This is a genomic window from Megasphaera sp. MJR8396C (assembly GCF_001546855.1).
In the GTDB taxonomy this organism is placed as follows: Bacteria; Bacillota; Negativicutes; order Veillonellales; family Megasphaeraceae; genus Megasphaera.
The window spans coordinates 1-18,049 of sequence record NZ_KQ958184.1 but is presented as its reverse complement, the minus strand read 5'-3'; the positions used below and the strand labels follow the sequence as shown (position 1 = coordinate 18,049).

Here is an 18,049-nt window from a genome sequence, read left to right as displayed (position 1 = left end):
ATGTAATATATCATATTACATTATCCTTGTCAATTCGTTTTATAAAAAAGCTCCCTCCCCTCGATGAAAATACTCATCGAGAGGAAGGAGATCGTAATTAAAAATAAACTAAGGTAACGCCGGCACCGCCGCCGTCGACGTCGTCGAGTTGATACTTTTTGACAAAGGGCTGGTCGTCCAAAAAGGAGTGGATCTGGCGGCGCAGGGCCCCGCTTCCCTTGCCGTGGATGATCTTTACCGGACTGAAACCGGCGGCCAGGGCCTGGTCGAGGAAGCGTTCGACATCGGGCAGGGCTTCGCTGAAGGTCTTGCCGATGATGTTGAGTTCCGTCGCCACGCGAGACGAGCGGATAGGCCGATAGGAAGAGCTGGCAGCGGCCTTCTTTTCCGCCTGTTTTTCTTTCTTCAATTCGTCAAGGTACGGTGCGCTGACGTCGCTGAATTTGACGCGGACCGTCATGCCCCGCAGGGACACGGTCAGCTGTTTGCTGCCCATTTCTTCGACGGTGCCGATGCTGCCCAAGGTATTGACGAAGACTTGCTGGCCAACTTTTAACTGGCTGCGGTCAATGGGATCGCGGTGCGGCTTTTCCGCTTCGGGCAGGGAAATCTGCTGGATGGCCCGTCGGGCTTGTTCGATAGCCCGTGCCTTTTCGCGGTCCGTCGTATCTTCCTTGGTCTGGGCCTTGAGTTCGCGGATGATCTTTTCAGCTTCGACGCGAAGGCTGCGCTTGAGGTCGACGGCATCGCGGCGGCTGGCATCGATGATGTCCTGCCGCTTGGACGTGACCTTGTCTTTTTCCCGGCGCAGGTCGTCTTCCAGTTTCCGTGCCTCTTTCAGGCGATAGGCCAGTTCTGCCTGTTCTTCGTCCAGCTTCTTGGCCTGGGCATTGAGCTGGGTCAGGACCTTTTCCATATCCATGTCCTGGGCCTTGCTGCGCAGTTCCTTGGCCTTTTCGAGGACAGTCTTCGGCATGCCCAGGCGTTCACTGATGCTGAAGGCGTGGGAACTGCCGGCCGAACCGATGCGCAGCTTATACGTCGGCTTCAGCGTTTCCATATCGAATTCGACGTGGCCGTTTTCAATGCCCGGCGTATTGTAGGCGTAATTTTTTAAATCGTTGTAATGGGTCGTGACCATGACGTAGGATTCCTTCTGATAGAGGGAGTCCAAAATGGCAATGGCAATGGCGCTGCCTTCTGCCGGGTCGGTCCCGGAGCCCAGTTCGTCGGCCAGGATAAGGTCGTCCGGACCGCAGTGCTTCAAGATATAGACCAGCTGCTTCATGTGGCTGGAAAAGGTACTCAGGTTCTGAGAAATATCCTGTTCGTCGCCGATATCGGAAAAGACGTCGCGGAAGACAGGCAGTTCTGACGATTCTTCGACGGGAATGAAGAGGCCTGCCTGATGCATGAGGACCAAGAGACCCAGGGTTTTCATGGATACGGTCTTGCCGCCGGTGTTGGAGCCGGTAATGAGCAGGATCCGGTAGTCGCCGCCGAGGACGATGGTGTTGGGCACGACGTACTTGGCATCGATGAGGGGATGACGGGCCTGAATGAGCTTGATCTGCCGCGTCTTGGATACGCCGGGACGGCAGGCCTTCATCTGCCGGGCGAGCTGGGCTTTGGCAAAGATAAATTCCAGCTGACCGACACACAGGGTGCTGTCGTGGAGGTCGGTATACTGCTGTTGGACCTTAGCCGTCAGGCGGCGGAAAATGCGTTCGATTTCCCGCGTTTCTTCAATGCGGGCCGACTGCAGGTCATTATTGGCATTGACGATGGCCAAGGGTTCGATGTAGAGGGTCGAACCGCTGGCTGACGTATCGTGGACGATGCCGGGAAAGGCGTGGCGGTATTCCTGCTTGATGGGAATGACGTAGCGGTTGTTGCGCACCGTGACCAGGGCATCTTGGAAATATTTCTGATATTCTTTATTTTGCAGGACGTTATTGACGTAGCGCTTGGTCTGCCGTTCCAGTTCTACGATACGGCTGCGAAGGCGCATCAGCTGGGGCGATGCATTGTCGCGGATCTGGCGGTTATTGTCAAAGACCGTGGCAAAGGCATGGGAGAGCTGCGAAAAGTCGCCGATGACGCCGGCCTGTTCGGCCAGATGGGGGTACTCCCCGGCCCGATCGGCAAAAAAGGAACTGATTTCACCATAATGCTGAAGGTTGTTCCATATATCGATACACTCATGAGAATCAAGGGTGACTTCCCGCTTGGCTTTTTCCAGGGCCGGCCGGATATCGACGATGCCGCCAAAAGGAGTACTGGTCTCGGTCTGGGTGCAGCGGACGGCTTCTTCCGTATCGGTCAGCTGCCGGTCGATGGCCTCGGCATCGCTCATCGGTTTGAGGCGACGGGCGATTTCCTTGGACAAGCGGGACGGCGCCAGGCGCACCAACATGTGCTGAACCTGGTAAAATCCCAAAATTCTCATACTTCGTTTATTCATCTATTGGTTGCTCCTGTATTATAAAATTCCGTGAAAGAAGTGGCCCCGGGTAACGGTCTGGTCTTCTTTTCCCAAGACCAGGGTTTCCGTCCCGTCACAGAGACGGCGATAGCGGGAAACCTGTTCGGCCAGCCACTTAGGACTGCGGCCCCGGCCTTCAATGCGAATGGCAGCGAGACCGGCCCGGACGAGGTCTTTATAGTAGGGCGCCATGTCGAGGTCACGGCTGTTTAAGATATGGTTGCGGCAATACTGGTCGGTGGCGACGGGAAAATCTTCATCCCGCCGGTCACGCAGGGCGTAGGCCCCGCCTTGGCAAATGTTGGGACAGCCTTTCTTTTGGCCATTGCCGGCAAAGGACGAGATGACGCACGATTCGGTGACCATCATTTCCACCCGCCCTTCTACGACGGCTTCAATGGGACAAGGATCCTTGCGGGCCATATCGCGCATCTGGCGCAATGTTGCTTCCAAAGACGCCGTGACGCTTTGGCAGCCCAGGGCGGCATAGGCCGACGCGGCCTGACTGTTAAAGATATTGAGGGACCAGTCGGTCCTTACGGGAAGGCCTTTTCCGACTCTTTTCGCCATGGTAAAGACGGCCATGGCCCCGGCGTAGATCCCATCGATGCCGGAATCGACGGCCCGTTCGAGTTCCTGCTGTACAGCAGCCCGGTGGCTTTCGTCGACGATGCGCGGCGTCCCGGCCCATAAGGCCGTCTGGTGATCGTGAGCCGCCTTCACGGCTTGCTGCCAGTCTGCATTAAGGAACGGACGATGGTGGTACGATTCGCCGCCAAAAATGATGATGTCAGCCCCCTGTTCAGCCGCTGCCCTGACGGCGTCGACGGTATCACAGCGGACGACGAGTTCCATGGCCTTGCCTTTTTGCGGCACATCGGCCCTTTCCAGCATAGGTGCCGCCGTTCCGGCTGCCGGCCGCTGGTAGTCATCCAAAATCGTTTCCGTCAGCTTGGCGACAGCGTCTCGGCGCAGTTCGTTCAGGACGCTGGCCGGGATCATCTTGGTTTCATCCCAGGCCGTCACTTCCGTAAGGGCAAAGGGCGTCTCACCAAGACGGCCCAGCTGTTTTTTCAGGTAATCGATCGTTGCCGGACGCTTCGAAGCCGGCTGCGGCTGAAAGTCTGCCGTAACGACTGCCGTATGGGCTTTTTCATCCCAAACCGTAAGTGTCAATCGCCCTTCTCCATCGACGTCGACGTAGGCGTAAATGGGCAGCTTTCGCGTCAGACCGATGGCGGCATCGTCTGCCGTCTGCCGTCCCGAAGGATTCTTCTCGGTCAAGGTCCGACGGCTGACCGTATCTGCCAAAAAATCGTCCTGATAGCTGCGGTTAAAGGCCGCCGTCAATAAGGCCTGCGCTTCGGCATGGGCCTTTTTGCGAGCCTTGGGGCTGCTGTAATGGGCGTCGATGACCTTGCGGTAGGCCGTAACCACAGTCCGCACGTAGGTATCGCCTTTCATACGGCCTTCTATTTTAAAAGACGTGACGCCGGCATCGAGGAGGTCGTCGATATAATCGAGGGCCTTTAAGTCCTTGAGACTGAGCACGTAAGCCTCTTGTTTCATGACTTCTTTGCCGTCGCGGACCAAGGTATAAGGCTGACGGCAGGGCTGGGCACAGGCACCGCGATTGCCGCTGCGGCCGCCGAGGAAGCTGCTCATCAGGCACTGGCCGGAATAGGCCATGCAGGACGCCCCGTGGATAAAGACTTCAATAGCCAGGGGCGAAGATGCGCAGACGGATTGTATCTCAGCAAGGGATAATTCACGGGATAAGACAGCCTGCGTAAAGCCGTTCTCTTCCAAGAAGCGGACGCCGTCCGCATCGGCAACGGTCATCTGCGTACTGCCGTGCAGGGGCAGGTTGGGCACGACGCGCCGGGCCAGGAGAGCTACGGCCAGGTCCTGGACGATGATGCCGTCGACACCGGCCGCATCGAGGGACTGTAAATAGGCCGTCAGGGCCTCGAGTTCTGTATCGGCCATGAGAATATTGACCGTGACGTATACTTTTACGCCAAATAAATGAGCCGTTTTTACGGCTTGGACGATTTCATCATCGTCGAGATTATGTGCAAAGCGGCGGGCATTGAAGCTCTTACCGCCAAAATAAACGGCATCGGCACCGGCATCAATGGCCGTAAGTACGTTATCCAAAGAGCCTGCCGGCGCTAATAATTCTGCCATACTATTCCTCCTATACTGAATCAGGCCCGGCCCGATTACAGCGCTTTGTAAATCGTCGTCAAATCAGCGGCCGTTACGTCATAAGGCGTCCGCTTGATGCCGCTGGTCGGCATGGTCATGGTCACGAATTTTTTAATTTCATCATCTTTAAGGCCGACGGTGTCGCCCATAAGGTCTTTCATGAGGGCCGCAAAATCATCGCTCCCGGAAAGGCCGAGGATGGACCAGACCCGTTCGGCCTTGTCCGCCATCGATTCTTCCATGAGCTTCATATAAGCCGGCAAAAGGAGGCCGTTAGCCCGGCCGTGGGTAATACCGCGATAATAGGTCAGCATGTAGCCCATGCTGTGAACCATGGTCGTCCCGGTCTGGGCAATCGTAAGGCCGGCCAGCATGGAACCGTAGAGCAGGTCTTCTCGGACGGGATAGGCGATAGCGCCCTTCAAGTCGGTCAGATGGAGGCCGATAAAGCGCATGGCTTCTTCAGCCCAAACGTCACTCATAGGCGTCGAGAGTTTCGACATATAGCCTTCCACCGCATGGCTCAAGGCATCGATGGCCGTATCGATGGTAACCGTCTGAGATACGCTTTCCGTAAAGGACGGGTCGGCAAAGGCATAGACCGGGAAAATCAAAGGCGTATTGATGGACTGCTTGGTCCCGGCATGAACGTTGGTGAGGACGCTGACTTTGGTCACTTCGCTCCCCGTTCCGGCTGTCGTCGGCACGGCCACGATGGGCAGAGGCTTTTTATAAGGCCCCTTGAAAAGTTGTTCATCATCGAGATCATCCGTGCAGAGAAGGGCAATGGCCTTAGCGGCATCCATGGGTGAACCGCCGCCGATACCGACAACGAAATCAACGCCTTTCTCCTTGGCAAAAGCAGCCGCTCTTCGAATCGTATCGATAGAAGGGTTGTTTTCAACATCGTCAAACAGATACCAAGAAATGCCCAATTCATCGAGTTTTCCGGTAAAGGCATCCTGAGAGCCGTTGACCTTGGCCGAATGGCGGCCCGTGACCAATAAGGCCCGCTTCCCCAAATCGGCTAAGACCTGACCGGATTCAGCAATACAGCCTTTTCCAAAAAACACCTGCGTCGGCATATAATAGGTAAACATACGAAGTCCCCCTTCACGGCAAATCACTAGTTTATTTTCTTATCCATTTTATCATCTTTGAGGCCCTGAGGCCAGTTTTCCCTACGCCAAAAAGGCCCCGCACCACGTGCCGGGACCCTTTCGGTCAACCAAGGGCTTCCCTTCAAAAAGATACAAAAAAGGGGTCCCAGAATGGAAATCCATTGTGAGATACCCCTTTTTAATTGCATAGGTTTGACGAAAATATCTTGGAAAAATATTAACGTTTCGAGAACTGAGAAGCTTTACGAGCTTTCTTGAGGCCGTATTTGCGGCGTTCTTTTTCACGCGGGTCACGCGTGAGGAAACCAGCTTTTTTCAGAGCCTGACGGAAATCGCTGTCGACTTCCAACAGAGCGCGGCTGATGCCGTGGCGGATTGCGCCGGCCTGGCCGGACGGGCCGCCGCCCTTAACGTCAGCGATGACGTCGTACTGTTCGGTTACACCTGTGAGTACGAGGGGCTGTTTAATAACCAATTCCAGCGTTTTACGACCGAAATATTCGTTCAATTCTTTTTTATTGACGGTGATATTACCCTGACCCGGAACCAGACGAACTCTAGCAACGGATGTCTTTCTACGGCCAGTGCCGTAGTACTGTGCTACTGCCATGAAATCTTCCTCCCGGTATTAATTAGCGAATGTTTAACTTCAAAACTTCAGGTTGCTGAGCCTGATGCGGATGTTCAGCGCCTGCATAGACGTTCAGTTTACGGTACATCTGTTCACCCAATTTATTTTTCGGGAGCATACCGCGAACTGCCATTTCAACAACACGTTCCGGCCGCGTTTCGAGCAGATGGCCGGCCTGAGTGAATTTAGATCCACCGGGATAACCGGAATGATGGAAATAGGTCTTCTGGATTAATTTCTTACCAGTCAATTTAACTTTTGCTGCGTTGACTACAATTACAAAATCGCCTGTATCGACATGCGGGGTAAAAGTAGGTTTATGTTTTCCCCGAAGAACTTTAGCTACTTCGGCAGCAAGACGGCCTAATGTCTGGCCTTCAGCGTCAACAACAAACCATTTACGTTCGATGTTGCCTGCATTGGCCATAAATGTAGTTTTCATGCTGTGTAATTCCTCCCTGATTAACTAACTGACCAAGCTTTTGGTGCTCTTTCTCCGGGGCTAATGGAGTCCAAGTGAAAAGCTTACTTATTTATTTTACAGATTTCACCGGTCCTTGTCAACAATTATTTTACTTTTTTCAGCTATTCCCCGCCTTCCGCCCGAGGAAAGCGGCATTTCTCCTTGGGCATAATCGTCGATACATCTTTCGCATACCGTATATATCATTATATATTTAAGCAGTACCTTTATATTAGAACGTTTAACCTAAAATTTCTTTTATTTTTTTCGAAAAATTATTTGACAAGGCCTTCATTTGGTGATAGACTTACGTCAACAACTTGATAGTGTTGCAATGAAGAGAAGAGTACACGATAGGACTTGGCACAGAGAGTTCCCGATTCGGTGAAAGGGAAAGCAAGAAGCATGGTGGAAGATGGACTCCGAGCAGGCTGGTCGAATAATTAGACCGTCCGGGCGCACCCGTTACAGTGCTATGGTATTGAGGGCAGTTTTGCCTGCGTACCTGAAGAGGCTTATCCTGCGAAGGATAGGTGAAATTGGGTGGTATCACGGTGCTTCCGTCCCTTACATAGGGATGGAAGCTTTTTTTATTACAAGGCTTTCAAGTTTATACTACATTATATTTTTTTAAATATCAGGGGGAAATGTATTATGAGCGAAAACAAAAACTACAAATTCGAAACGTTACAACAGCATGCAGGTCAGGTTCCGGATCCGACGACGGGTTCCCGTGCCGTTCCGATTTACCAGACGACATCTTACGTCTTTAAAGATACCCAGCAGGCCGAAGACCGCTTCGCCTTGAAAGATCCGGGCTTCATCTACAGCCGCTTGACCAATCCAACCCAGGACGTCCTGGAAAAACGAATCGCCGCTCTTGAAAACGGCACGGCCGGCCTGGCTACGGCCAGCGGCGCCTCGGCAATTGCCTACTCGATCATCAACTTAGCCGGTGCCGGCGACGAAATCATCGCCGCTCCGACCCTGTATGGCGGCACGGTTGAACTGTTCACCGAAACCTTTAAACATTTGGGCATTACGACGCACTTTGCCGATCCCGATGATCCGCAGTCCTTTGCCAAACAGATCAACGACAAGACCAAGGCCATCTACCTCGAAAGCCTCGGCAATCCGGCCATCAACATTCCCGACTTCGAAGCCATCGCTGCCATTGCCCATGAAAACGGCCTGCCGGTCATCGTCGACAATACCTTTGCTACGCCGTACCTCTTCCGTCCTCTCGATCACGGCGCTGACGTCGTCGTCCACTCGGCTACGAAATTCATCGGCGGCCACGGCACGACCTTAGGCGGCCTCATCGTTGAAAACGGCAAATTCGACTGGGCTGCATCGGGCCGCTTCCAAGACTTCGCTTCGCCCGATCCGTCCTACAACGGCGTCAACTTCGCCAAAGACATTCCCGGCGCTGGTTTCGTCACCCGCATCCGCGCCAAAGCCCTCCGCGACCTCGGCGCCTGCATCAGCCCCTTCAACGCCTGGCTCCTCATCCAGGGCCTTGAATCGCTGTCGCTTCGCATCGAACGCCACGTTGAAAATGCCCAGAAAATCGCCGATTTCTTAGAAAATAGTCCGAAAGTCGCCAAGGTCAACTATCCGTCCCTGCCGTCTTCGCCGTACTACAAATTGGCTCAGAAATACTTCCCCAAGGGAACGGGCTCCATCTTCTCCTTTGAACTCAAAGACGGCTACACGGCTGCCCGCAAATTCATCGACAGCGCCGATATCTTCTCGGATCTGGCCAACGTCGGCGACTCCAAGTCGCTCCTCGTTCACCCCGCTTCGACGACCCACCAGCAGCTTTCTGAAGAAGCCCAGCGCGCCTGCGGCATCACGCCGGGCACGGTCCGCATCTCCATCGGCCTCGAAAACATCGAAGACCTCTTAACGGCCGTCGAAAAAGCCCTGGCTTCGATCTAATCTCGTATTGTAAAGGAGGGACAGACGATGCCGATAAAAATCGCCGACGGCCTGGCCGCCAAAGAAAAACTGCATGACGAAGGAATCTTCACCATTGATAAGGGTCTGGCCCTCCATCAGGACATCCGGCCCCTGCACATTCTCATCCTCAATTTGATGCCCTTAAAGAAGCCGACGGAGCTGCAGCTCCTGCGCCTCCTCGGCGACTCACCGCTCCAGGTCGAAGTCGACTTCTGCCATACAAAGACGCATCAAAGCACCCATACCGATGCGTCGTACCTGGATGAAAACTACTGTGTCTTCGACGACATCAAGGACCGCTATTACGACGGACTCATCATCACCGGCGCACCGGTCGAACAGATGCCCTTCGAATCCGTCGACTACTGGCCGGAAATGAAGACCTACCTCGACTGGGCCAAGACCCACGCCTTTTCGACGCTCCTCTTCTGCTGGGGTGCCCAGGCCGGGCTCTATCACTACTACGGCATCCACAAAAGGGATCTCTCAGCCAAGCTCTTCGGCATCTTCGAATACCAACTGACCCAGAAGCACCATCCGCTCCTGCGCGGCTTCGACGACCGCTACTTCATTCCCCAGTCCCGTCACACGGCCATCGACGACATCGCCGTCTACAATAGACCGGAACTGGAAATCTTGTCACGGTCAGCCGAAAACGGCATCAACATCATCGGCACGCCGGACCACCGCCGCTTCTTCGTCCTTGGCCACTTCGAATACGACCGTCGGACCCTCGAGGAAGAATACCTGCGGGATAAGAAAAAAGGCCTTCCTATCGCCGTTCCCAAGCACTACTACCCGGGCGACAACGATACTAAGGAACCGTACTTCACGTGGTGCAGCTATGCCCACCTCTTTTACCACAACTGGCTGAATATCGTCTATCAGGAAACGCCCTATGAATTAACATCGATTCAAAGCCTGGCGTCCTGCGGCCATTAAGAGACAGAAAATCACCTCCCAAGCAAGATGGGAGGCGATTTTTTTATATGTCCGTAATAAAGATGTCTTATTTCGTACCGAAGATACGGTCGCCGGCATCGCCCAGACCAGGAACGATATAGCCTTGATCATTCAAGGTATCGTCGAGGGCTGCGACGTAGATGCGGACGTCGGGATGGTCGGCATTGACCTTCTGGACGCCTTGGGGAGCCGCTACCAGGCACATGAGCTTAATGTTCTTGATGCCCTTTTCCTTGAGCAGGGTAATGGCTGCCGAAGCACTGCCACCAGTAGCCAGCATGGGGTCGACGATGATGAAGTCACGGTTTTCAACGTCAGGCAGTTTGCAGTAATATTCAACCGGTTCCAGTGTCTGCGGGTCGCGGTAGAGGCCGATATGACCTACTTTAGCCATGGGGATGAGGTTGAGCATACCCTGAACCATTCCCAGACCAGCGCGGAGGACGGGGACGATGCCCAGTTTCTTGCCGCTGATCTGCTTGCCGTTCATGGAGGCCACCGGCGTTTCGATGGCTACATTTTCCAGCGGCAGGTCCCGCGTGATTTCATAGCCCATGAGCATGGTAATTTCTTCTAAGAGGTTGCGGAAATCCTTCGACCCCGTTTCCTTTTTGCGCATGAGCGTGATTTTATGCTGAATAAGCGGATGATCCATTACTTGTACGTGCATGTGTGAATACTCCTTCCTCATTTATCCATGTCGGCAATTTTGGCAACGCGTTCAGCGTGACGGCCGCCGTCAAAGCCGGTGGACAGGAAAATACGAACGACTTCTCGAGCCAGGCCCGGTCCGATGACACGGCCGCCCATGGTCAGAATGTTGGCGTCGTTGTGGCGACGGCAGAATTCTGCCGAAAAGGTATCGTGGCAGAGCGCTGCCCGGATGCCGTGAACCTTATTGGCAGCAATGCCGATACCGATGCCGGTGCCGCAAAAGAGGATGCCCCGGTCAAAAGTACCGTCGGCAATCGCTTCCGCTACTTTTTTAGCAACGTCGGGATAGTCGCAGCGGTCGCCGGTCAAGGTACCGTAGTCGGTAAATTCAATGCCTTCTTCTTTCAAATATTCTTTGATATTTTCTTTCAGTTCAAATCCGCCGTGATCGGCGCCAAGTACTAATTTCATCAATGATTCCTCCCCTGTGTATGCTGGTATAATTCAAGTTTATTATACATCTTCCCAGGCCTTCGGAAAAGCCTTAATCGACGAGGATGACATGACCGCCGGCTGCTTTCTTCATGCGGTTCATGATGGCCAGGCCCAAACCTTCATCATCGACACCTTCGGCTAAGATGACGTCGACGACGTCGCTGTCAAAGGAAAGGAGTCCCGTATAGAGCTGGTTGGCCAGGGCTTCTTTATCGTCGTGATGGCCCCAGACATACATGTTCTTGTGCGGGAAATGGCTGCCCACTTCTTCACTGACCAAGAAGCCGACGGTCTTCCCTTCTGCCTTAAGCCCTTCGTACAGGGACTGCAGTTTGGCCGTTACCTTATCTTCCGTCCCGACGACGACCGTCATCGGTGCCGACGGGGCATAGTGGCGATACTTCATGCCCGGCGCTTTGGGGACGCCTTTGCCGGTCACCAAGGTCGTATCCATTTCGACGACGGGTACGATCTCCTTCAGCATTTCAATGGTGACGCCGCCGGGACGAAGGATGGTCACCTTGTCGTCGCCGCTGCATTCGACGATCGTCGATTCGACGCCGATGTGGCAGGGTCCGCCGTCAATGACCATATCGACGCGCCCGTCCATGTCGTGCATGACTTCGGCTGCCGTCGTCGGGCTGGGCCGGGTCGATAAATTGGCACTGGGTCCGGCAACGGGAACGCCGGCATAGCGCAGAAAAGCCCGGCAGATATCGTGATCGGGACAGCGAAGGGCTACCGTATCGAGGCCTCCCGTCGCCGCATCGGGAACGATAGGTTTTCTGGGCAGGACGATGGTCAACGGGCCGGGCCAGAAATAATCCATCAATTTCTGTGCCGTCGGTGAAATCTCAGCCGCCGCCTGGAGGGCCCCTTCTTCGTCGGGAACGGTCAGTATCAAGGGGTTGTCGCTGGGACGGCCCTTGGCTTCATAAATGCTGCGGCAGGCGTCGGCATCAAGGCCATTGGCACCGATACCATACACCGTTTCCGTCGGAAAGACGACCAGTCCGCCGTCGCGAATAATCCTTCCTGCTTCTTCAAGAACTTCTTTCTGTTGCTCTATATCCGTAATTTCTACAAGTTTCGTCTGCTTCATAGTCTACTCTTTTCTTGTAAATAATAGGACTCTGTCGATACCGCCGTAATCCTTGACGGTCTTTTCATGATCATAGGAACCGGTCCGGCAGAAAATATCGATGACATCCTCGGCTTGGCCGGCACCGATTTCAACGGCGCAGTGACCGCCGGCTTTGACATAGGCCGGCGAGGCTTCAGCCAGTCTCCGATAAAGGGAAAGGCCGTCGTCGCCGCCGTATAGGGCAAGTTCCGGATCATAGCGAACTTCAGGCTGAAGCTCGGCCATATCCTGAGCCGTCAAATACGGCGGATTCGATACCAGCCAGTCACAGGCCATGGACGGAACCTTGGTGAAAAGGTCGCTTTCCATCCAGGTCACGCGGTCCGTAAGACCTAAGTGTTCCCCATTCTCGGAAGCCATGGCCAGGGCTTTTGGAGAAATATCGACGCCAAATCCCGTCGCCTCCGGCAAATAGGACAAGAGGCTGAGGATAATGGCGCCACTCCCGGTGCCGATATCGATGATGACCGGCGCCGTCCCCCTGGCCGCTTCGATTACGGTTTCGACGAGCATTTCCGTTTCCGGACGCGGGATGAGCACATCTTGACTTACCTTAAAATCGAGGCCCATAAAAGCCTGGGTACCCAGGATATGGGCAACGGACAAGCGGCTTCCCCGTTTCTTTACGAGTTCCCGATACGCCGCCAGTTCGTCACCGTTCATGGGTTCATCGTAATGGGCATACAAGTAAATCCGCTCTTTTTTTAAAACGTGGGCCAAGAGGATTTCTGCATCCAGGCGCGGTGAATCGATGCCTTTTTCTGCAAAGTACTGCTGAGTCCATTGCAGCAAGGCACCGATCGTCCAAATCTTATTCATTTTCCGCTTCTTTCATCAGTTCGGCCCGGCGGGTTTCGGCCAGAGCCTGGATAAATTCGTCGATATCGCCGTTTAAGATGTTATCGAGTTTGTACAGGGTCAGGTTGATGCGGTGATCCGTTACCCGGCCCTGCGGGAAGTTGTACGTGCGGATTCGTTCACTGCGGTCACCCGTACCGACCTGGCTGCGCCGTTCTTCCGTCAATTCGGCATCGGCTTTCTGCTGAGCCTGGTCGAGGAGGCGGGCCTTCAAGACGCGCAGGGCTTTGGCCCTATTTTCCAACTGGGACCGTTCATCCTGGCATTCGACGACCAATCCCGACGGGATATGAGTCATGCGGACAGCGGAACTCGTCTTGTTGACGTGCTGGCCGCCGGCACCGGAGGCACGGAAATAGTCGACGCGGACGTCGTCCATATTGAGGTCGATTTCAACATCTTCCGCTTCCGGCAGGACGGCAACGGTCGCCGTCGACGTGTGGATACGGCCGCCGGCTTCGGTGACCGGGACACGCTGGACGCGATGAACGCCCGATTCATACTTCAGCTTACCGAAGACGCCGGAACCTTCGATGGAGAATACGACTTCTTTAAAGCCGCCTAACTCCGGTTCGTTAGAGCTGATGATGCTCGTCTTCCAGCCGGGCTGTTTCTCAATATATTTCATGTACATGCGGAACAGATCGCCGGCAAAGAGGGCCGCTTCATCACCGCCGGCACCACCGCGGATTTCCATGATGACGTTCTTATCATCCCGCGGGTCTTTCGGCAGCATGAGGATGTGCAGCTGATCTTCAAGCTCAGCCTGTTCCTTTACCAGGCCGTTCATTTCTTCCTTAGCCATGGCCAGGAGATCATCATCACTGTCGGGATCGTTTAAGATTTCCTGATCGCCTTCAATCGTATGGGTGATGTCTTTATACTTGCGGAACGTTTCGACGAGGGGCATGAGCGACGCGTGTTCCTTCGTCAGTTTCTGCCATTCTTCCTGGCGGGCGATGACCGAAGGGTCGCTGATCTGCTGTTCGAGGTCCATGAATTTATTTTCCACGGCCTGTACTTTATCCATAAATGAGCTCATAATTCTCTCCTTACTTTATTTCAGTTACGTCGCCTTCGTCGGCGGGTTTCGCCGCCTTCATGGCTTCGATGGCGACTTCGATCTGGTCGGCGTGCGGTTCGCGGGTCGTCAGGTACTGGAGCCACAGCCCCGGACGGAAGATGGTTTGAATGACGGGGCTTGTCGTCCGTCCGGCCAGGCGTATCATTTCATAACTGATGCCGGCGACGACGGGCATGAGGACGATACGGGATATGATTCGTTCGATAAAACTCGGCCAGCCCAGAAAGGCAAAGACGAAGATCGAGACGACCATGACGATGAGCAGGAAATTCGTGCCGCACCGCGGGTGAAGACGGCTGTGACGCTGTACGTTTTCAACGGTCAGCTCTTCGCCCGATTCATAGGTCCAAATCGTCTTGTGTTCGGCCCCGTGGTATTCAAAGACGCGGCGAATGTCCGACGTCAATGAAATAGCCCATATATATAATAGAAATATAGCCAGGCGCAAAACGCCTTCGACGACGTTGAGCCGGAAGGCACTATCAGAAACGCCGGGAATGAATTTAGCAGCATACGTAGGGATGACCAGGAAAAAGACGATGGCCAAGAGCACGGAAATGCCCATGGTAAGGGCCATCTGCCAACTCGACAGTTGTTCCTCTTCTTCACCGGCAGCCTGTGCCGAATAAGAGAGGCTCTTCATACCGTATATAAGGGATTCGACCAAAGCAACGGTGCCCCGCAAAAAGGGCTTCTTCAGAATCGGATACCGCTCGGCAATCGATTGAATGGCATCCTTTTTTACCGTAATTTCACCAGACGGGGTCCGAACGGCCGTCGCAATCGTCTTGGGACTACGCATCATGACCCCTTCGATGACCGCCTGGCCGCCGACATAAATCTTCGGTTTCTTCAAAGCGCTACCTCCCTTTCTCTACATACAAATAGAGCAGAGCATTTCTGCTCTGCTGCCCACTTGTACTGCTGATTATTTACCTGTTTTACCATAACGTTTATTGAACTGTTCGATACGGCCACGAGCCTGCTGAGCGCGCTGCTGACCGGTAAAGAACGGATGGCACTGAGAGCAAATTTCAACACGCAGTTCCGGTTTCGTAGAACCTGTTTCAAACGTATTGCCGCATGCGCAAGTTACCTTGGCATTCGGATAATACTTCGGATGAATACCTTCTTTCACCACTTACACCTCTTTCTATGATCAATCATTCAAAACCTATGCTAGAATAGTTTATCACATCGGGTCTTGAAATGCAAGGAAAATATCGATGGGTTCATAGAATGGCGGTCATCTCGTCGAAGGCTTCATCAGGCCCAAGGCTTAAAAAGCGACGCTTTCGCCGTCTTCCGGCATGACATACCCGACTACGCCGCGCATGGCCAGGAGGCCCCGCAATGAGCGGCGCGTCAAGGATGCGTGAGAGACCGTATCCATATGGGTCAGGAAAAGTTTGGCCGAAGGCAGGGTCTGAGCCACGCAGGCCACGTCTTCATCGCCCATGAAAAGCCTACCGTGTTCTACCGTTTCAGCGGCGCAGGCATTGAGGGCTACGACGCCCGGCTTGTAGGTCTTTAAAATCTGTTCGACACCTTCATACCAAATCGTATCGCCGGCAATGTATAACTGTTCTTCATCAGCTGCGCTTAACAGGACGCCCATGGCTTCGCCGCAGGGAATGATGGTGCCGTGACGACCGGGCATCTTTTGAAGTTTCACACCGTCGACCGAAAGGCCTTCCGACGTCACTACCCGGACGTCTTGGAAGCCGGACTTTTTCAAGACAGCGGCATCGCCTTCATGCTGCGTAAAGACCGGTACGCTCCTATCGAGAGGTGCCCCGACCGTACCGTCGGCTACGATGTCGATGTGGTCTGGATGAAGGTGGGTTACGACGTAATAATCGACGCCGTCCAGGACGTCGCGGACATCCATGGGGAGCGGAAAGATGGGCATGGCAATCTGCATCTTGACCGGGTCAGGAATGATGAAAGGCTGGCCGGGAATATCGCTGAAGCTGCCCGTTTCTCCCTTGCCGCAGAGCCAGGGATCGAGTAAAAACGTTTTGCTGTGATACGTAATTTTAAGGGTTGCATTGCGAATCTGTTGAATGTTCATGGTAGATTTCCTTTTGGGACTATCAGGTAATTTATTAAACACTATGAAAGTTTATTGGCACTCTGTTCAATATCTATTATGCTCAGAGCAGAAAGTTAATCAATAATCATTTTCCATAAAGTGTCAAATAATAGACAGTATTCAAAAAGTGTCTAGAAACGATGGGAGGAAGACCATGGAACGAAAGACAGACCGGCGCACGCGCTATACGCGACAAGTCATCAAGCAGTCCTTCTTAGAGCTCCTGTAGAAACAGCGTTTCTCGAAAGTGACGGTCACGGCCATTTGCAAACAGGCGGACATCACGAGAGCGACCTTTTACCTGCATTATGTCGACATCTACGCCGTCTTAGATGAGGTGCTCACCGAGGCCCTGGAAATATCCGAAAACGAAGTAGCCCCGGAAACGATGCTGGCTATGGTCCTGCAAGCCGGCCAAAAGGCAGACAGCACGGCTTTTATCAAAGAAAATTATGCCATGCTCCCCATTTGCCAACGCGTGGCCGATCACGGCCAATACCAGGCCCTCTTTGCCGATGAAGACTTGGGCCCTTACATCCTGCAGTATATTTTCAGTCACCAAAAAGACAGCGTCGTCCCCCTCTTTCAAAAGCAGTTTCATCTCGATGAACGATTAGCTGAAAATCTCTACCTCTTTTTAGTCAGCGGGGCCTTTGCCATCAACCAGCACCACAAATGGAAAAAGGATGACGACTGGTTTGCCATCCAGGCCATGCTGCTGCGCTTCATCGGCTACGGCAGCCGATCCTTTGAAAAAGAGACATAAAAAAAGACGATCACCGTTGTGATCGTCTTTTCGTTTATGGCGGAGAGCGTGGGATTTGAACCCACGATAGAGCGTTCGCCCTATACATGATTTCCAATCATGCTCCTTCAGCCACTCGGACAGCTCTCCATGACTTATATATCGCTTACTGTATTCTCGGGATCAATACCGATATATAAAATGGTCGGGGCGACAGGATTTGAACCTGCGACCTCTTAGTCCCGAACCAAGCGCGCTACCAAACTGCGCCACGCCCCGTTACCTGACTTATATATAATATCACACTGAAGGAAAATGTCAAGTTTTTTCTTTCATCAAGCCGCCGCCGTTTCCTTCTTATGAAAGGCCTTCCAGAGAAAGCCACCGATAACGGTAACGGCCAGCAAAATGCCCTTCATCGCCGACGGATTGGCAGAGGCCCAGCCGACATATTGGGCTAAATAAGGATCGCTGGCCACCATGCCGCCCGATGCCCAGCCGAGGATGGCTCCACCGATATAGACCAAAATCGGAAAGCGATTCATGACTTTCACGACGACAGTACTGCCAAAGACGATGATGGGAACGGAAATAAGCATGCCGAACATCAAAAGGCCCCAGTGATTATCGGTGACCCCGACGATGCCCAGGACGTTGTCTAAACTCATGAGGGCGTCGGCCATCATGATCGTCCGCACAGCTGCCCATAACGAGTCCTTGGCTTCGACGTGAACGTCTTCTTCGGCATCATCGGCTCCGATGAGCTTGATTCCGATGAAAACCAGGAGGACGGCGCCGAGGGTCTTCAAAAAGGGTACCTGGAACAGCCAGGACACGATGAAGGCCATGATGAAGCGCAGGATAATAGCCCCTGCCGTACCGTATAAAATAGCCTTTTTTTGCAAATGTTTCGGCAGATTCTTGGCGGCCATACCGATGACGATGGAATTATCGCCGCCTAAGGCCAAATCGATGAGCACGACCTGCAAAATCATCGTTACGTCAAATACCAATGCTGATTCTAATCCTGCCAAGGCAATTCCTCCCTTTTCTCCTATGCCAATACCATAATCTTACTCATTATATGATACTTTATGGGTCATGGCAAGAATCAAAACCACCAGTTTAACTGGTGGTT

General features: G+C 53.4%; 17 protein-coding genes, 2 tRNA genes and 1 other annotated feature. Of the genes, 3 read left to right on the top strand and 16 right to left on the bottom strand.

All coding sequences use genetic code 11. The features are described 5' to 3' along the window. Window positions 1-97: 97 nt before the first annotated feature. The 5 genes from HMPREF3201_RS06085 to rplM all read right to left on the bottom strand — a co-directional run bounded on the left by HMPREF3201_RS06085 (window position 98) and on the right by rplM (window position 6,890). Window positions 98-2,464: an endonuclease MutS2 gene (locus HMPREF3201_RS06085; protein WP_062412215.1), complete on the bottom strand. Its 2,367-nt coding sequence runs from the start codon at window positions 2,462-2,464 to the stop codon at window positions 98-100. Between the two features lie 18 nt (window positions 2,465-2,482). Continuing rightward, the gene (locus HMPREF3201_RS06080) at window positions 2,483-4,675 is read right to left on the bottom strand and encodes a U32 family peptidase (protein WP_062412214.1); all 2,193 of its coding nucleotides are present in this window, start codon (window positions 4,673-4,675) and stop codon (window positions 2,483-2,485) included. 35 nt (window positions 4,676-4,710) lie between these two features. Then, window positions 4,711-5,796: an iron-containing alcohol dehydrogenase family protein gene (locus HMPREF3201_RS06075; RefSeq protein ID WP_062412213.1), complete on the bottom strand. Its 1,086-nt coding sequence runs from the start codon at window positions 5,794-5,796 to the stop codon at window positions 4,711-4,713. Between the two features lie 238 nt (window positions 5,797-6,034). Continuing rightward, entirely contained in the window at window positions 6,035-6,427 is a 393-nt protein-coding gene (rpsI, locus tag HMPREF3201_RS06070) for a 30S ribosomal protein S9 (protein WP_044505002.1), read from the bottom strand. 22 nt (window positions 6,428-6,449) lie between these two features. Beyond that, entirely contained in the window at window positions 6,450-6,890 is a 441-nt protein-coding gene (rplM, locus tag HMPREF3201_RS06065; RefSeq protein WP_062412212.1) for a 50S ribosomal protein L13, read from the bottom strand. A 346-nt stretch (window positions 6,891-7,236) separates the two neighbouring features. Next, window positions 7,237-7,482: a binding site (T-box leader), on the top strand. Window positions 7,483-7,565: 83 nt separating this feature from the next. On the opposite strand from rplM, the gene HMPREF3201_RS06060 reads away from it, so the two are divergent. After that, window positions 7,566-8,852, top strand: a complete 1,287-nt coding sequence (locus tag HMPREF3201_RS06060) for an O-acetylhomoserine aminocarboxypropyltransferase/cysteine synthase family protein (RefSeq protein ID WP_062412211.1) — start codon at window positions 7,566-7,568, stop codon at window positions 8,850-8,852. A gap of 27 nt (window positions 8,853-8,879) precedes the next feature. After that, window positions 8,880-9,815, top strand: coding sequence for a homoserine O-succinyltransferase (gene metA, locus HMPREF3201_RS06055; RefSeq protein ID WP_062412210.1), 936 nt, complete (start codon window positions 8,880-8,882; stop codon window positions 9,813-9,815). Window positions 9,816-9,882: 67 nt separating this feature from the next. Here the strand turns inward: metA and upp are convergent, their stop codons facing one another. From upp to HMPREF3201_RS06015, 8 genes are all read right to left on the bottom strand, one after another. After that, window positions 9,883-10,506 carry a uracil phosphoribosyltransferase gene (gene upp, locus HMPREF3201_RS06050; RefSeq protein ID WP_062412209.1) on the bottom strand — a complete coding sequence of 208 codons (624 nt, stop codon included), beginning with the start codon at window positions 10,504-10,506 and terminating at the stop codon, window positions 9,883-9,885. A 17-nt stretch (window positions 10,507-10,523) separates the two neighbouring features. Further along, on the bottom strand, window positions 10,524-10,961 hold the full coding sequence (gene rpiB, locus HMPREF3201_RS06045; RefSeq protein WP_062412208.1) for a ribose 5-phosphate isomerase B: 438 nt from the start codon (window positions 10,959-10,961) through the stop codon (window positions 10,524-10,526). A gap of 73 nt (window positions 10,962-11,034) precedes the next feature. Beyond that, window positions 11,035-12,087 (bottom strand): L-threonylcarbamoyladenylate synthase, encoded by a 1,053-nt coding sequence (locus HMPREF3201_RS06040; RefSeq protein WP_062412207.1) that lies wholly within the window; start codon window positions 12,085-12,087, stop codon window positions 11,035-11,037. Between the two features lie 3 nt (window positions 12,088-12,090). Next, complete coding sequence (gene prmC / locus HMPREF3201_RS06035) at window positions 12,091-12,948, bottom strand: peptide chain release factor N(5)-glutamine methyltransferase (RefSeq protein ID WP_062412206.1); 858 nt, start codon at window positions 12,946-12,948, stop codon at window positions 12,091-12,093. Continuing rightward, window positions 12,941-14,029 carry a peptide chain release factor 1 gene (gene prfA, locus HMPREF3201_RS06030; protein WP_062412205.1) on the bottom strand — a complete coding sequence of 363 codons (1,089 nt, stop codon included), beginning with the start codon at window positions 14,027-14,029 and terminating at the stop codon, window positions 12,941-12,943. Before prfA ends, prmC begins: the two co-directional genes overlap by 8 nt. Before the next feature lie 10 nt (window positions 14,030-14,039). Then, window positions 14,040-14,927 carry a DUF1385 domain-containing protein gene (locus tag HMPREF3201_RS06025; protein WP_062412204.1) on the bottom strand — a complete coding sequence of 296 codons (888 nt, stop codon included), beginning with the start codon at window positions 14,925-14,927 and terminating at the stop codon, window positions 14,040-14,042. 72 nt (window positions 14,928-14,999) lie between these two features. Continuing rightward, window positions 15,000-15,209: a 50S ribosomal protein L31 gene (gene rpmE, locus HMPREF3201_RS06020; RefSeq protein ID WP_062412203.1), complete on the bottom strand. Its 210-nt coding sequence runs from the start codon at window positions 15,207-15,209 to the stop codon at window positions 15,000-15,002. 141 nt (window positions 15,210-15,350) lie between these two features. After that, a complete protein-coding gene (locus HMPREF3201_RS06015; protein WP_062412202.1) occupies window positions 15,351-16,145 on the bottom strand; it encodes an MBL fold metallo-hydrolase in 795 nt (264 codons plus the stop codon). A gap of 268 nt (window positions 16,146-16,413) precedes the next feature. Here HMPREF3201_RS06015 and HMPREF3201_RS06010 point away from each other — a divergent pair, with 268 nt between their 5' ends. Beyond that, window positions 16,414-16,932 carry a TetR/AcrR family transcriptional regulator gene (locus HMPREF3201_RS06010; protein WP_062412201.1) on the top strand — a complete coding sequence of 173 codons (519 nt, stop codon included), beginning with the start codon at window positions 16,414-16,416 and terminating at the stop codon, window positions 16,930-16,932. 37 nt (window positions 16,933-16,969) lie between these two features. On the opposite strand, the gene HMPREF3201_RS06005 is transcribed toward HMPREF3201_RS06010, so the two are convergent. The 3 genes from HMPREF3201_RS06005 to HMPREF3201_RS05995 form a co-directional block, all read right to left on the bottom strand. After that, window positions 16,970-17,061, bottom strand: a tRNA-Ser gene (locus tag HMPREF3201_RS06005). A gap of 52 nt (window positions 17,062-17,113) precedes the next feature. Then, a tRNA-Pro gene (locus tag HMPREF3201_RS06000) sits at window positions 17,114-17,190 on the bottom strand. Window positions 17,191-17,246: 56 nt separating this feature from the next. After that, window positions 17,247-17,945: a TerC family protein gene (locus HMPREF3201_RS05995; RefSeq protein WP_062412200.1), complete on the bottom strand. Its 699-nt coding sequence runs from the start codon at window positions 17,943-17,945 to the stop codon at window positions 17,247-17,249. Between the last annotated feature and the right edge of the window lie 104 nt (window positions 17,946-18,049).